13 protein-coding genes are annotated in these 13097 nt (G+C 67.8%); 7 read left to right on the top strand and 6 right to left on the bottom strand.

Going from position 1 to position 13097, the window contains the following annotated elements:
- Window positions 1-68: 68 nt before the first annotated feature.
- Entirely contained in the window at window positions 69-323 is a 255-nt protein-coding gene (locus tag U4Z31_RS30720) for a hypothetical protein (RefSeq protein ID WP_044847151.1), read from the bottom strand.
- A gap of 712 nt (window positions 324-1035) precedes the next feature.
- Complete coding sequence (locus U4Z31_RS30715; RefSeq protein WP_321812301.1) at window positions 1036-1782, bottom strand: TetR/AcrR family transcriptional regulator; 747 nt, start codon at window positions 1780-1782, stop codon at window positions 1036-1038.
- Between the two features lie 52 nt (window positions 1783-1834).
- On the opposite strand from U4Z31_RS30715, the gene shc reads away from it, so the two are divergent.
- Complete coding sequence (shc, locus tag U4Z31_RS30710) at window positions 1835-3895, top strand: squalene--hopene cyclase (protein WP_321812300.1); 2061 nt, start codon at window positions 1835-1837, stop codon at window positions 3893-3895.
- A gap of 421 nt (window positions 3896-4316) precedes the next feature.
- Here shc and U4Z31_RS30700 read toward each other — a convergent pair whose 3' ends face one another.
- Window positions 4317-4553: a hypothetical protein gene (locus U4Z31_RS30700; protein WP_321812299.1), complete on the bottom strand. Its 237-nt coding sequence runs from the start codon at window positions 4551-4553 to the stop codon at window positions 4317-4319.
- A 393-nt stretch (window positions 4554-4946) separates the two neighbouring features.
- Between U4Z31_RS30700 and U4Z31_RS30695 the strand changes: the two genes are divergently transcribed.
- On the top strand, window positions 4947-5246 hold the full coding sequence (locus U4Z31_RS30695) for an H-NS family nucleoid-associated regulatory protein (protein WP_044847198.1): 300 nt from the start codon (window positions 4947-4949) through the stop codon (window positions 5244-5246).
- A gap of 293 nt (window positions 5247-5539) precedes the next feature.
- On the opposite strand, the gene U4Z31_RS30690 is transcribed toward U4Z31_RS30695, so the two are convergent.
- On the bottom strand, window positions 5540-6454 hold the full coding sequence (locus U4Z31_RS30690; protein WP_321812298.1) for a LysR substrate-binding domain-containing protein: 915 nt from the start codon (window positions 6452-6454) through the stop codon (window positions 5540-5542).
- A 149-nt stretch (window positions 6455-6603) separates the two neighbouring features.
- Between U4Z31_RS30690 and U4Z31_RS30685 the strand changes: the two genes are divergently transcribed.
- The 5 genes from U4Z31_RS30685 to U4Z31_RS30665 all read left to right on the top strand — a co-directional run bounded on the left by U4Z31_RS30685 (window position 6604) and on the right by U4Z31_RS30665 (window position 11368).
- On the top strand, window positions 6604-7728 hold the full coding sequence (locus tag U4Z31_RS30685) for an FAD-dependent oxidoreductase (protein ID WP_321812297.1): 1125 nt from the start codon (window positions 6604-6606) through the stop codon (window positions 7726-7728).
- Window positions 7721-8020 (top strand): (2Fe-2S)-binding protein, encoded by a 300-nt coding sequence (locus U4Z31_RS30680; protein ID WP_124668320.1) that lies wholly within the window; start codon window positions 7721-7723, stop codon window positions 8018-8020. Before U4Z31_RS30685 ends, U4Z31_RS30680 begins: the two co-directional genes overlap by 8 nt.
- On the top strand, window positions 8017-9453 hold the full coding sequence (locus U4Z31_RS30675) for an NAD(P)/FAD-dependent oxidoreductase (RefSeq protein ID WP_321812296.1): 1437 nt from the start codon (window positions 8017-8019) through the stop codon (window positions 9451-9453). Before U4Z31_RS30680 ends, U4Z31_RS30675 begins: the two co-directional genes overlap by 4 nt.
- Window positions 9454-9502: 49 nt before the next feature.
- Entirely contained in the window at window positions 9503-10291 is a 789-nt protein-coding gene (locus U4Z31_RS30670; RefSeq protein WP_044847144.1) for an ABC transporter substrate-binding protein, read from the top strand.
- 135 nt (window positions 10292-10426) lie between these two features.
- Complete coding sequence (locus U4Z31_RS30665; RefSeq protein WP_044847143.1) at window positions 10427-11368, top strand: LysR family transcriptional regulator; 942 nt, start codon at window positions 10427-10429, stop codon at window positions 11366-11368.
- On the opposite strand, the gene U4Z31_RS30660 is transcribed toward U4Z31_RS30665, so the two are convergent.
- Both U4Z31_RS30660 and U4Z31_RS30655 read right to left on the bottom strand, forming a co-directional pair.
- On the bottom strand, window positions 11361-11675 hold the full coding sequence (locus U4Z31_RS30660; protein WP_321812295.1) for an NIPSNAP family protein: 315 nt from the start codon (window positions 11673-11675) through the stop codon (window positions 11361-11363). The genes U4Z31_RS30665 and U4Z31_RS30660 overlap by 8 nt on opposite strands.
- A 68-nt stretch (window positions 11676-11743) precedes the next feature.
- Window positions 11744-12907 (bottom strand): iron-containing alcohol dehydrogenase, encoded by a 1164-nt coding sequence (locus U4Z31_RS30655; RefSeq protein ID WP_321803764.1) that lies wholly within the window; start codon window positions 12905-12907, stop codon window positions 11744-11746.
- Window positions 12908-13097 lie beyond the last annotated feature (190 nt).

The following is a 13097-nucleotide window of genomic DNA, read 5'->3' as shown; positions in this document are numbered from 1 at the left end:
TGGACTATCTCGATAATGGATAAAGGCGGGCGCGCGCGGCGCGTCCCGGGCCGCGCGTGTCCATCCGCTCAGGGCTTCGCCGGCGCCGGCCGCGACTCCATCCCGTCGATCTTCGCGAGCAGCGCATTGCCGAGCTTCGTCAGATGGCGCGGCATGCCGGGGATCGCCAGCAGCGCCTCGATCCGCTCGCGCCAGTAACTCGGGTGACTCACGCGCATCGCAACCGGCATCACCGCCGCGCCGGTATCGGCATCGCTTTCCAGCAGCGCGACCATTCTCTCGATATGAGAGAGCTCGCGCTCCACATAGTCTCTCGTCAGCATGTGCTTGCCACTCCCCGAAACACAGCACCCGGCCTGTCTTCATCGGCGCATCGCCGCATGGTCCTTTCGCTCGACGCGTCGTCCTCGTTTCGCTTCACGGTACGCGCGTCGTATGTCAGAAAAACGCCCGGCATCACGACGATTTTCTTCATATCGTCGGATCGATGTCGTGCCGCACGCATCACGTCCATGGCCCCTCTCTTCGTTGCCGATCGTAGACACTCCGCGTCGCGGCGGCATCCCCAAAATTGAGGATCCTGCCGAAGTCGATCGCACCGCATCCGTGCGACACGCCGGCACGCCAGATCCGCCGAACGCGATGCGGCAACACGCGCAACGTAGCGCGTGCGGCAAACGGGGAACGGGGACGCGAGGATTTGCGCGGCCGACGAGTCGATCGCGGCGCTCTGCACGGCCGCCGTTCGATCCCGAACAGTCGGACGCCGCGCTCGAGGCCCTCATGGCGCTCGCCGACGCGCGAGCGGCGAGCTGCTTCGTGCGCGACGCGCGCACCGGCACCGGCGTCCGTTCCCGCTCACCCGCGCGGAACCGGCCGTCGCGACCGGCATTGCCGGCGGCCTGGCGCCGGCCGAGCACGCGGCATGCAACGGCGTACAGATCCGCACCGTGCGCAGCCAGAGCAAGGCGGTCTTCGCGAAGACGGGCGTGCGACGTATTGCCGATCTCGTCGCGCCGTTCGGCGACCGAATACTCAGCGGCGCCGGCCGCGCGCACCCTTGATCGTGCCGGTGCCCGCGGGCTCGGCCGCGGTCATCCGGTCGAGTTGCCGGACGATCTCCGCGCGCAGTTCCGCCGAAATCTCCACGCTGTCGAGCAGCTCCGAGATCCACAGCCCGTCGGCCGCGAGCCGGCAGATCATCAGCGTCGCCGCCCGTTCGAGCGGCACCGGGTCCGGCCGCGTCCACTCGCGCATCGGCACCGACCAGCGCGCACGCGTCTCCTGCTCGGTGATCATCGACGCGACCAGCACGCGCAGCACGTCGGTGCTCGCGGCCGGCTGCGCGGTGTCGAGCACCGCATGCAGATACGCGCGCGCCGCCGCGCCGTCGCCGTGCGAATCGGCCGCGCGGCGTGCGGCCATCTGCGTCGCGAAGCGCCCGGTCGCCTGCCCGAACAGCGCGTCGAGCAAGCCCTGCTTGTTCGCGAAGTGATACTGCAGCGCGCCTTTCGTCACGCCTGCACGCTCGGCGACCGCGTCGAGCGTCAACGCGGCCACGCCGTGATGGGTCGCGATTTCCGACGCGGCTTCCAGCAGTTGCGCGCGCACCTGTTCCGGCGCCTTTTTACGCCGCACGCCGGCGACGGGCGCGGAATCAGGCGCGGAACCGGGCGCAGAACCGGGCACAGCCGGTGCGCCGGACGCCTGCGGGCCGGCCGGTTCGGCCGTGTCGACGGGCTCGGGGATGTCGTGCAAAGCGGGTTCGGGGCGTTTCTTCATGGCGGCGATGTTAGCACCCGCGGTCTCGATATAAACATTCCGGCTGGATGGTATGATCCGCCGCATGAATAAACCCGCCCCCTCCTCCTGGTCCGCGCTCGACACCGCGATCGCCCGCGGCCGCGACGCGCTGATGCGTCTTCAGCAGCCCGACGGCAGCTGGTGTTTCGAACTCGAATCCGACGCGACGATCACCGCGGAATACATCCTGACGATGCATTTCATGGACAAGATCGACGACGCGCGTCAGGAGCAGATGGCGCGCTACCTGCGCGCGATCCAGCGGCTCGACACGCATGGCGGGTGGGATCTGTACGTCGACGGCGATCCGGACGTGTCGTGCAGCGTGAAGGCGTACTTCGCGCTGAAGGCCGCCGGTGACAGCGAGCAGGCGCCGCACATGGTCCGCGCGCGCGACGCGATCCTGAAGCTCGGCGGCGCGGCACGCGCGAACGTGTTCACGCGCATCCTGCTCGCGACCTTCGGCCAGGTGCCGTGGCGCGCGGCGCCGTTCATGCCGGTCGAATTCGTGCTGTTCCCGAAGTGGGTGCCGATCTCGATGTACAAGGTCGCGTACTGGGCACGTACGACGATGGTGCCGCTGCTCGTGCTGTGCTCGCTGAAGGCGCGTGCGCGCAACCCGCGCAACATCGCGATCCCCGAGCTGTTCGTCACGCCGCCCGACCAGGAACGCCAGTACTTCCCGCCCGCGCGCGGGATGCGCCGCGCGTTCCTCGCGCTCGATCGCGTGGTGCGTCACGTGGAGCCGCTGCTGCCGAAACGCCTGCGGCAACGTGCGATCCGGCATGCGGAAGCGTGGTGCGCGGAGCGCATGAACGGCGAGGACGGGCTCGGCGGGATCTTTCCGCCGATCGTGTACAGCTACCAGATGATGGACGTGCTCGGCTACCCGGACGATCATCCGCTGCGCCGCGACTGCGAGAACGCGCTCGAAAAGCTGCTGGTCACGCGGCCCGACGGCAGCGTGTACTGCCAGCCGTGCCTGTCGCCGGTATGGGACACCGCGTGGAGCACGATGGCGCTCGAGCAGGCGCGTGGCGTGGCCGCGCCCGACGCCGGCGAGCCGGCAGGCTCACTGAATGAACTCGACGCACGCATCGCCCGCGCATACGACTGGCTCGCCGAGCGCCAGGTGAACGACCTGCGCGGCGACTGGAGCGAGAACGCGCCCGCCGACACGCAACCGGGCGGCTGGGCGTTCCAGTATGCGAACCCGTACTACCCTGACATCGACGACACCGCGGTCGTCACCGCGATGCTCGACCGCCGTGGCCGCACGCACCGCAACGCGGACGGCTCGCACCCGTATGCGGCGCGCGTCGCGCGCGCACTCGACTGGATGCGCGGGCTGCAATCACGCAACGGCGGCTTCGCGGCGTTCGACGCCGACTGCGACCGCATGTACCTGAACGCGATCCCGTTCGCCGATCACGGCGCGCTGCTCGATCCGCCGACCGAGGATGTATCCGGCCGCGTGCTGCTGTGCTTCGGTGTCACGAAGCGCGCGGCCGACCGCACGTCGCTCGCGCGCGCGATCGACTACGTGAAGCGCACGCAGCAGCCCGACGGCAGCTGGTGGGGCCGCTGGGGCACGAACTACATCTACGGCACGTGGAGCGTGCTGGCCGGGCTCGCGCTCGCGGGCGAAGACCCCGCGCAGCCATACATTGCCCGCGCGCTGGCCTGGCTGCGCGCGCGTCAGCACGCGGACGGCGGCTGGGGCGAGACGAACGACAGCTACATCGACCCGGCGCTCGCCGGCACCAATGCGGGCGAAAGCACGTCGAACTTCACCGCGTGGGCGCTGCTCGCGCAGATGGCGTTCGGCGACTGCGAATCCGACTCGGTGAAACGCGGCATCGCGTATCTGCAATCGGTGCAGCAGGACGACGGCTTCTGGTGGCACCGCTCGCACAATGCGCCGGGCTTTCCGCGCATCTTCTACCTGAAGTATCACGGCTATACCGCGTACTTCCCGCTGTGGGCGCTCGCGCGCTATCGGCGTCTGGCCGGCGCTGCACTGGCCGGTACGTCTTCGTCCAGCGGGGCCGGCGTGTCGACCTCCCGCACTACGGATACCGCGCTCGCCTGAGCGTGTGCGTGTGCATTAGCACGAGCGCAAGCACGAGTCCGAACTCGAGCGGCAACGCGTACGATCGTCCCGCCCGCGCGCGGGAGGTGCCGCGCGTTCCTCGCGCTCGATCGCGTGACGCGCCGAGTACATGAACGGCGAGGACGGGCTCGGCGGAAGCTTTCCGCCGATCGCGTCCTGCTACCTGATGTAGGGTATGCCCGCCCTCTCGGACGATCATCGGCCGCAACGTGGCTGCGAAAACGCACGGGAAAAGCGGTTGATCACGCGGTCTGACAGCGAGGTAATCGATCGCCGGCGGAAGATAAGATCCTCGTACAGAGCGTTTTCGCCGCACCCTGCCTTAAACGCTTCGACTCGATCCGGAATTCCGGAGCAAATCTCGCAATTTCGTCAATCACCGTTGTGGACGCTGTCTGGTCTACGATTTCAGGCTGCTGCGCTGCCGCCATACGCTGAATAACCGCAAGCCTCGCTTCATCTGAAAGATGTTGCAAATTTGCGCTCGTCTGTTTTCTTCCCAACCCGGCGTCGTGGTCACCACAAGAACCTTGAGCGCGAAATCCGGGCCCCGTTCGTAAAGCAATTTCGCCAACAGAGCACGAAAGCCCGCCGTTCGAGTAAGCGCAGCCGCCCCGCTGCCTTTGGCGGAGTTCATAAGCCAGGTGTCCTCTTTAGATCATCTTTCGTTTCGCGACGTTATTGCCGGCTTTCCGTTGCCATTCGGTAACTATGTTGTAGCCTTCTGGTCCTGCTCCGCTTTTGGTGACATTCATGATCGATCTGCTTGTCGTGACGATGGCGTGAATTGCTCGCCGAGCATGATGACAAACGGATTCATCGCCGATTTCCAGTCGTAGGCAGTGCGATCGGCAGCGAAACTCACATCATATGAAAATAGAATTCGATAGCCGGACAGTTCCTCGCGCCGAAGGCAAGGGAGATCCAAAGTTCAATTTGCTTTAAACTTGGCGAATTAGGCATAGCCAATCATTATCATTTCGGCAAAAAGCCGCATATCATGTTTGCAGTACAACCCGCGGAGGAAAGCATGGCTACATACAAGGAACTGAAGGCTCAAATGGACGCACTGGCGGAGAAAGCGGAAACCGCCCGTCTCACCGAGCTCCAGGCTGTAATCGAAGACATCCGTACCAAGGTCGCGGAGTACGGAATTACCGAAAAAGACATCTTCGGTGTTCGTCGGGATCGAGCGGCGGCAAAAAAGCCGGCGACCGTGAATGCGAAGTATCGCGATCCCAAGACTGGCGCAACCTGGTCGGGCCGTGGCCGCGCGCCCGCATGGATCAAGGATGCCAAGAACCGGAATCGATTCCTGATTCAGGAATGAATCATTCCGGATAACGCCGCGGCTCGATCAGCGGCAACACGCTCATCGAGCGCCGATCATGTGCTTCGGCAATGCACGTCATCGCGTCGATGAAGCCGCTCGCAAGGAGCGCTGAAGCGAGCGTAGTGGCACCCTACGCTCGCTTGTGTGCTCGCCCGAGCAACCGCAACACGCGAACACTCCGCTACGTGTGGGCAAACACCCGCCTGCATTGCGATATGGGCCACGCATGATCGACGGGTAACGCCCAATCGGTGCGGCGCAATCGCGATCCGCTCCCCCGCTCTCCCCGCTCATGCGTCGCGCCGATCCCGCATCCGCGCAAACGCCTCCCGCAAATCCGTGCAGAACGCGTCGCCGATCATCGACAGCGGCTGCGACGCGGACGTCACCAGGTAGAAGTGATCGGGCACGGCCGGCTCGAACGGTTTGACGGCCACGCGATGGCCCGCATACGCGGCCGTGACCGGATCGATCAGCGCGACGCCCGCACCATTCGCGACGAACGCGACGATCGTCTGCGACAACTGCGCCTCGATCGACAGCACACGCGACACGCCGGCCTCGACGAACACGCGGTCGATCGCGCTGCGCGCCTCGAAGCTCGGCGGAAACGAGATGAACGATTCGTCGCGCAGGTCGGCCGGCTGCACCACGCGCTTGCGCGCGAGCCGGTGCCCGCGCGGCACGATGCAGCACATCGCGCTTTCCGCGAGCCGCTCGCCGCGCACCGCCGGATGCGGCACCGGCTCGGCGATCAGCCCGACGTCGCATTGCCCCGACGCAACCTTGTCGACGACCGTCGACGCGCTGTGCGCAAGCAGCGTGATGTCGACACCCGGATGCGCACCCGCGAAGCGGGTGACGAGTTCCGGCAGCAGGTCGAGTGCGAGCGCCGGCGAGCCGGCCACGCGCAGCGTGCCGCGCCGCATCGCGCGGATCTGCTCGGCGGCCTGCGCGACGCGATCGAGCCCGACGAATGCGCGCTCGACTTCCTCGTACAGCACGCGCGCCTGCGCGGTCGGCGTGAAGCGCCCCTGCTGGCGCTCGAACAGCACGAAGCCCACGCGATCCTCGAGGTCGGCGATCAGCCGGCTCACGGCCGGCTGCGAGATATGCAGATCGCGCGCCGCGCGCGTGACGGTATGACGCTGCATCACCGCGCGGAATGCTTCGATCTGACGAATCCTGAGTGAAGGCGTGGTCATAACACTGGATTATGGATCGTTGATCAAGCTGTATTGGACAGTCTATTTTGCCTGCCCGAACATCGGTTCAGCAACGTCATACACGCAAGGAACCGCGCCACCATGCCCCATAACACGCACACATCGACCCGATGCCGCCGGAGCCGCACATGAGCGTGCGCGGCTTCGACGTCGTCGTGGCCGGCGGCGGCCTCGTCGGCATGGCGCTCGCGTGGGGCATCGCGCGCGTCGGCAAGCGCGTCGCCGTGTGCGACGGCGACGACATCGCGTTTCGCGCGGCACGCGGCAACTTCGGGCTGGTGTGGGTGCAGGGCAAGGGCGGACGCTGCCTGCCCTACGCGCGCTGGTCGCGCGAATCGTCCGCGCGCTGGGGCGCGTTCGCCGCGCAGCTGCGGCGCGAGACCGGCGTGGACTGCGGGTTCGAACGCCCGGGCGGCATCGAACTGTTCGAGCACGACGCCGAGCTGGCCAGCGCGACCGATCTGCTCGCGTCGCTGCATCGCCAGGATGCGGCGCTGTCGTACGAAGTGCTCGATCCGGCCGCGCTGCGCAAGCGGATTCCCGCCGCGTCGCCGGCGCTGGCCGGCGCGCTGTGGTCGCCGAACGACGGTCATGCGAATCCGCTCTACACGCTGCGCGCGATGCTGCAGGCGTTCGTGCAGTGCGGCGGCGTCTATCTGCCGCGCAACGCGGTCGACGAGATTCGTCCGCGCGCCGGACACTTCGAAATCGACACGCGCGAAGGCCGCCTCGAGGCCGGGCGCGTCGTGCTCGCGGCCGGCCTCGACAACGCGCGGCTCGCGCCGATGGTCGGCCTGCGCGCGCCGATCTCGCCGCTGCGCGGCCAGATCATGGTCACCGAGCGGCTTGCACCGTTTCTCGACTATCCGACGCTGGTCGTCCGGCAAACGCCGGAAGGCTCGGTGCTGCTCGGCGACTCGGCGGAAGACGTCGGCTTCGACGACGGCCAGACGCGTCCCGCGATGGTCGATATCGCGCGCCGCGCCCGCGCCGCGTTCCCGGCGCTCGCGCAGGCGCGCGTCGTGCGCGCGTGGGGCGCGCTGCGCATCATGACGCCCGACGGCCTGCCCGTCTACGAAGCGTCGGCCACGCATCCCGGCGCGTTCGTCGCCATCTGCCACAGCGGCGTGACGCTCGCGGCCGCGCATGCCGATCTCGTCGCGCCGTGGATCGCGGGCGCCGCCGCGCCCGCCGACCTGTCCGCCTTCAACACCGCGCGCTTCGCCGCGCCCACGGCTACCCGGCATGTTTGATTCCATCGTCCCCGCCGCCGCGACGCGCGAACGCGTGCGCATCCACATCGACGGCGCGCCGCACGACGTGCCCGCCCATTACAGCGTCGCGGCCGCGCTGCTCGCCGCCGGCACCCTCGCCTGCCGCGCGAGCGCCGTGAGCGGCGCGCCGCGCGGCCCGTTCTGCATGATGGGCGTGTGCTTCGACTGCCTCGTCGAAGTCGACGGCGTGCCGAACGTGCAAGGCTGCATGACGCCCGTGCACGACGGCATGCAGGTGCGTGCGATGCACGGCAAGGCGAGGCTCGCATGACGCGCCGCCAGTGTGACCTGCTGATCGTCGGCGCCGGGCCGGCCGGCATGGCGGCAGCGGCGGCCGCGCGCATGGCCGGGCTGTCGGTCGTCGTCGCCGACGAGGGCCGCGCGCCCGGCGGCCAGATCTATCGCAACGTCGCCGACGCGCCCGCGGATCTCGCGCGCTGGCTCGGCAACGATTACGCGGCCGGCCGGCCGCTCGTCGACGGCCTGCTCGCGAGCGGCGCGCTGTATCTGCCGCGCAGCACGGTGTGGCAGGTCGCGTTCGAACCGGAGCCGGTCGCGATGCTCACGCAGAGCGGTCCATCGGGCGGCACGCTCGACATCGGCGCACGCGCGGTGCTGATCGCGACCGGCGCGCAGGAACGCCCGTGGCCGGTGCGCGGCTGGACGCTGCCGGGCGTGATGGGCGTCGGCGCCGCGCAGACCTTGCTGAAATCGGCGGGGCTCGCGCCGGCGGCCGACACCGTGCTCGCGGGCAGCGGCCCGCTGCTGTGGCTGTTCGCCGCGCAGTTGCTGAATGCGGGCCGGCGCGTGCGCGCGCTGGTCGACACGACGCCGCGCGATGCGTGGCGCCGCGCGCTCCCGCATGCGCTGCCGGCGCTGCGCGGCGCCGATTACCTGCTCAAGGGCTGGCGCATGCTGCGCGCGGTGCGCGCCGCAGGCATTCCCGTCCATCGCGGCGCAACCGATATCGGTATCGACGGCGACGGCCGCGCGGAACGCATCCGCTTTCGCGACGCGGACGGCATCGTGCAATCGCTCGATACGTCGCTCGTGCTGCTGCATCAAGGCGTGATTCCATCGACGCAACTCGCCCGCTCGCTCGGCTGCGCGCATGAATGGGACGAACACGCCGCATGCTGGCGGCCGACCTGCGATGCACGCGGCCGCAGCAGCGTCGCGCAGGTATGGATCGCCGGCGACGGTGCGGGCATCGGCGGCGCGCAAGCCGCGGCCCGCGCGGGCGAAGTGTCGGCGCTCGACATCGCGGCCGCGCTCGGCGCACTCGATCGTCGCCGGCAAGCCGAACGCGAGCGCCCGGCGCTGCGTGCGTGGCGCCGCCATCTCGCGGTGCGCCCGCTACTCGACGCGTTGTACACGCCGCCCGCCGCGCTGCGCCGCCCCGACGGCGACACGATCGTCTGCCGCTGCGAGGAGGTCACGGCCGGCGAGATCCGCGCGCTCGCGGCGCTCGGCTGCCAGGGGCCGAACCAGATGAAGGCGTTCACGCGCTGCGGGATGGGCCCGTGCCAGGGACGCTGGTGCGGCACGACGGTCGGCGAACTGATTGCCGACGTGCAGCAGCGCGGCGTCGGCGATGTGGGCCATTACCGGATCCGCGCGCCGATCAAACCGGTCACCGTCGGCGAGATGGCCGACACCCTCGAACTGTCGAACGATTTCCGGCGCGGCGAATTCCCGAGCTGAAGCGCGGCCCGCGCACACCCACGCTTGCCCACACGAACGGAGCCTGACCATGAAGAACAAGACGCGCATCACGATCCTGCTGTCCGCGGCCGCGATGGCCTTCGCGACACTCGCCTCGGCGAAGGAATGGACGACGATCCGCATCGGCGTCGACCCGACCTACCCGCCGTTCGAATCGACCGCGACCGACGGCAGCGTGCAGGGCTTCGACATCGATCTCGGCAACGCACTGTGCGCGAAGCTCAACGCGAAATGCGTGTGGGTGTCGAGCAGCTTCGACGGGCTGATTCCCGGGCTGCAGGCGCGCAAGTTCGACGTGATCCTGTCGTCGATGGCCGCGACCGAACAGCGCCGCCAGCAGATCGACTTCACCGATCGCCTGTACCGCAACCAGACGCGCCTGATCGCCCGCACCGGCTCCGGGCTGCTGCCCGACGCCGCGAAGCTCGCCGGCAAGCGGGTCGCGGTCGAACAGGGGACGATCCAGGAGACCTACGCGCGCGAAAAATGGGCGGCGGCGAAGGTCGAGGTGGTGCCGTATCCGAGCTACGACCAGGCCTATGCGGATCTCGTGACCGGCCGCGTGGACGGCGTGCTGATGGATGCGGTGCAGGGCCAGCTCGGCTTCCTGGCGACGCCGCGCGGCAAGGGCTTCTCGTTCGCGGGCGGGGTCGTGTTCGACCCGAAGATCATGGGCAACGGCGATGCGGCCGGCGTGCGCAAGGCCGATGCGGACCTGCGCGACGCACTGAATCGCGCGATCGCGCAGATCCGCGGCGACGGCACGTACAACCGGATCCAGTCGAAATACTTCGACTTCGACATGTACGGGAATTGACGACGGACATCACGGGCCGCGTCGCGTGCGGGGCCGCTTCGCCGCACGCGCGCGAACCGGTTCTGCATTAGCGATCCTCAAGATCGTTTTCGGCCCGGCAGGGCTATAATCGCCGCTTTCGGTTTGGTCGTCGCCATGAAACCGCTGGCCGTTCCCTCTCTCGCGAACATCGCGTCGCGCCTTCGCCTGAAGCAGCTCAAGCTGCTGATCGCGCTCGAAAACCATGGCTCGCTGCACAAGGCCGCCGAAGAAATCGCGATCTCGCAGCCCGGCGCGACCAAGGTGCTGCGCGAGATCGAGGACATCCTCGGCATGCCGCTGTTCGAGCGGCAGCCGAAAGGCCTCGTCGCGAACGACCTCGGCCGCTGCGTCACGCGCTATGCGCGCCTCATCTACAGCGACCTCGAACACCTGCATACCGAAGTGCTCGCGATCACGCAGGGGCATGGCGGCCATCTGGCCGTCGGCGTGATCATGGGCGCGGTGCCGCTGCTCACGCGCGCGCTGACCGACCTGCGCCGCCGCCAGCCGCACCTGTCGGTCGAGATCGTCGAAGGCACCAGCGCGAGCCTGCTCGCCCTGATCGACGACGGCCGCATCGATCTCGCGATCTGCCGCAACGGCAACAACCGGCGCCCGGAAGCCTACGACTCTATCCCGCTGCAGTCCGAACCGCTCGCGGTCGTGACCGCGCGCACGCATGCGCTGGCCGAACGCGACGCGCTGACGCTGCGCGATCTCGCCGACGCGGAATGGGTCGCGTATCCGGTCAACACGCCGATGCGGCTCGCGCTCGAACGTGCGCTCGCGGATGCGGGCATCGAGGTGCCGAGTTATCCGATCGAGACGGCGTCGACGTTCGCGACGCTGACGCTGCTGCAGGCGAACCCGGAACTGGTCGCGGTGATCCCGCGCGAAGTCGCCGAGTTCGGCGAGCGCTTCGGCCTCGTCGCGTGCCTGCCGGTCGCGATCCCCGCGCTCGACGAGCCGTTCGGCGTGGTGGCCCGCACCTTCGCGCACCTGACACCCGGTGCGCGCATGCTCGTCGAGACGCTACAGCAGCCGCTGCCTACCTGATCGGCGAGAACGCGGCCGGACGCAGCAGCTTCGACTCCATTTTTTCCAGCATCGGGAACGCCCTCGGCACGAACTTCTCGAGCCAGTCCGGATCCTCGTACAGCGCGGTGCGCCGCTTGATGCGGTCGTCGAGGCTGTCGTACGCCCAGATGTGGACGACCTGGTTCAGCTCGCCGATTTCCGTGTACCACCAGCCGACCAGCGTCGCATAGCGGGAAATCACCGGCAGGCCTTCCTTCTCGAAGTGCCGCAGGTATTCGTTCATCTTGCCGATCTGGACCGTGTAGGTCCGCATTTCGTAATACATGACTGCTCCTGGTTGAATCGAATCGGGGAATCGGGGAATCGGAGGCGCGCGCATGAAGCGCCGCGCGATCAGATCTCGCCGGCGTATGCGGCGCGGATGATCGCTTCGACGTCGCGCGCGGTCGTCAGGCGCGGATTGACGAGCACATTGCCGCTGCGCATCGAGTCGGCCACCATCTGCGGCAGGTGCGCGAGATCGACGCCGAGTTCGCGGATGTTCGACGGAATCGCGAGCGCGCGATTGAGTTCGACGATCTGCTCGACCAGCGCGCGCGCGGCCGTTTCCGCATCGAGGCCGGCCACGTCGCCGCCGAGCGCTTCCGCGATGTCGCGGAACAGCGCCGGGCACGCCGGGCGGTTGAAGTCGATCACGTACGGCAGCAGCGCCGCGTTCGCGATGCCGTGGGCAATGTTGAACACGCCGCCCATCGTGTGCGAGATCGCATGCACGTTGCCGAGCTTCGACTGCGAGAACGCGACGCCGGCGAGGAACGAGCCGAGCAGCATGTCTTCACGCGCGGCGAGGTCGGATCCGACGTAGAACGCGGTGCGCAGGCTGCGCCCGATCAGGCGGATCGCACCGAGCGCGAGCGACTGGCTGACCGGGTTCGCCTGCTTCGACACGTACGATTCGATCGCGTGGGTCAGCGCGTCCATCCCGGTGGCCGCCGTGATCGGCGCGGGCAGCTTCAGCGTGAGTTCCGCATCGAGAATCGCGAGCTTCGGGAAAATCTTGTGGCTGACGATCACGGTCTTGAACAGCGTTTCCTGGTTCGTGAACACCGTCGATGCCGTGCACTCGCTGCCGGTTCCCGACGTGGTCGGGATCGCGAAGATCGGCAGCGGTTCGTCGGGAATCCTGTTGTAGCCCTCATAATCGAGGATCGTGCCGCCGTTGGTCGCCATCGCGGCCACGCCCTTCGCGGTGTCGATGCTGCTGCCGCCGCCGACGCCGATCACCGCGGTGCAGCGGTGCTCCTTCAGGAACGTCAGCGCGCTGTCGAGCACCGCGGTGCTCGGGTTCGCCTCGACACCCGAGAAGATTGCGTACGCAACGTCCGCGTCGCGCAGCGACGCGAAAAATCCTTCGAGCACGCCGCTCTTGATCAGGCCTTCGTCGGTCACGACCAGCAGCTTGCCGTCGAACAGCGGCTTCAGCAGTTCGCCGGCCTGGCGCGCGAGGCCGTTGCCGAATTTCAGCGTGGTGGGAAAGAAGTATTGGAATGGGTTCATGGTGCTTTCTCCGTGTGAAGTCTCCGCACCAGACACTACAAGCGGCCGATCGCCGCCGGTAATGAAAAAACCGGATCGCCCGATAACGGCCGCTTATTCCCCCGCACGCCGCGCCGTTTGGTTATCACGCGATCACGAAGCGTCATTAGGCAAGACGCGGCGGCCGCCCTACAGTCGCTGCACGGAACGC

Source organism: Burkholderia sp. BCC1985, assembly GCF_905339915.1.
GTDB lineage: Bacteria > Pseudomonadota > Gammaproteobacteria > Burkholderiales > Burkholderiaceae > Burkholderia.
The sequence above is the reverse complement of the archived record's forward strand: the minus strand, read 5'-3'. Positions and strand labels throughout refer to the sequence as shown.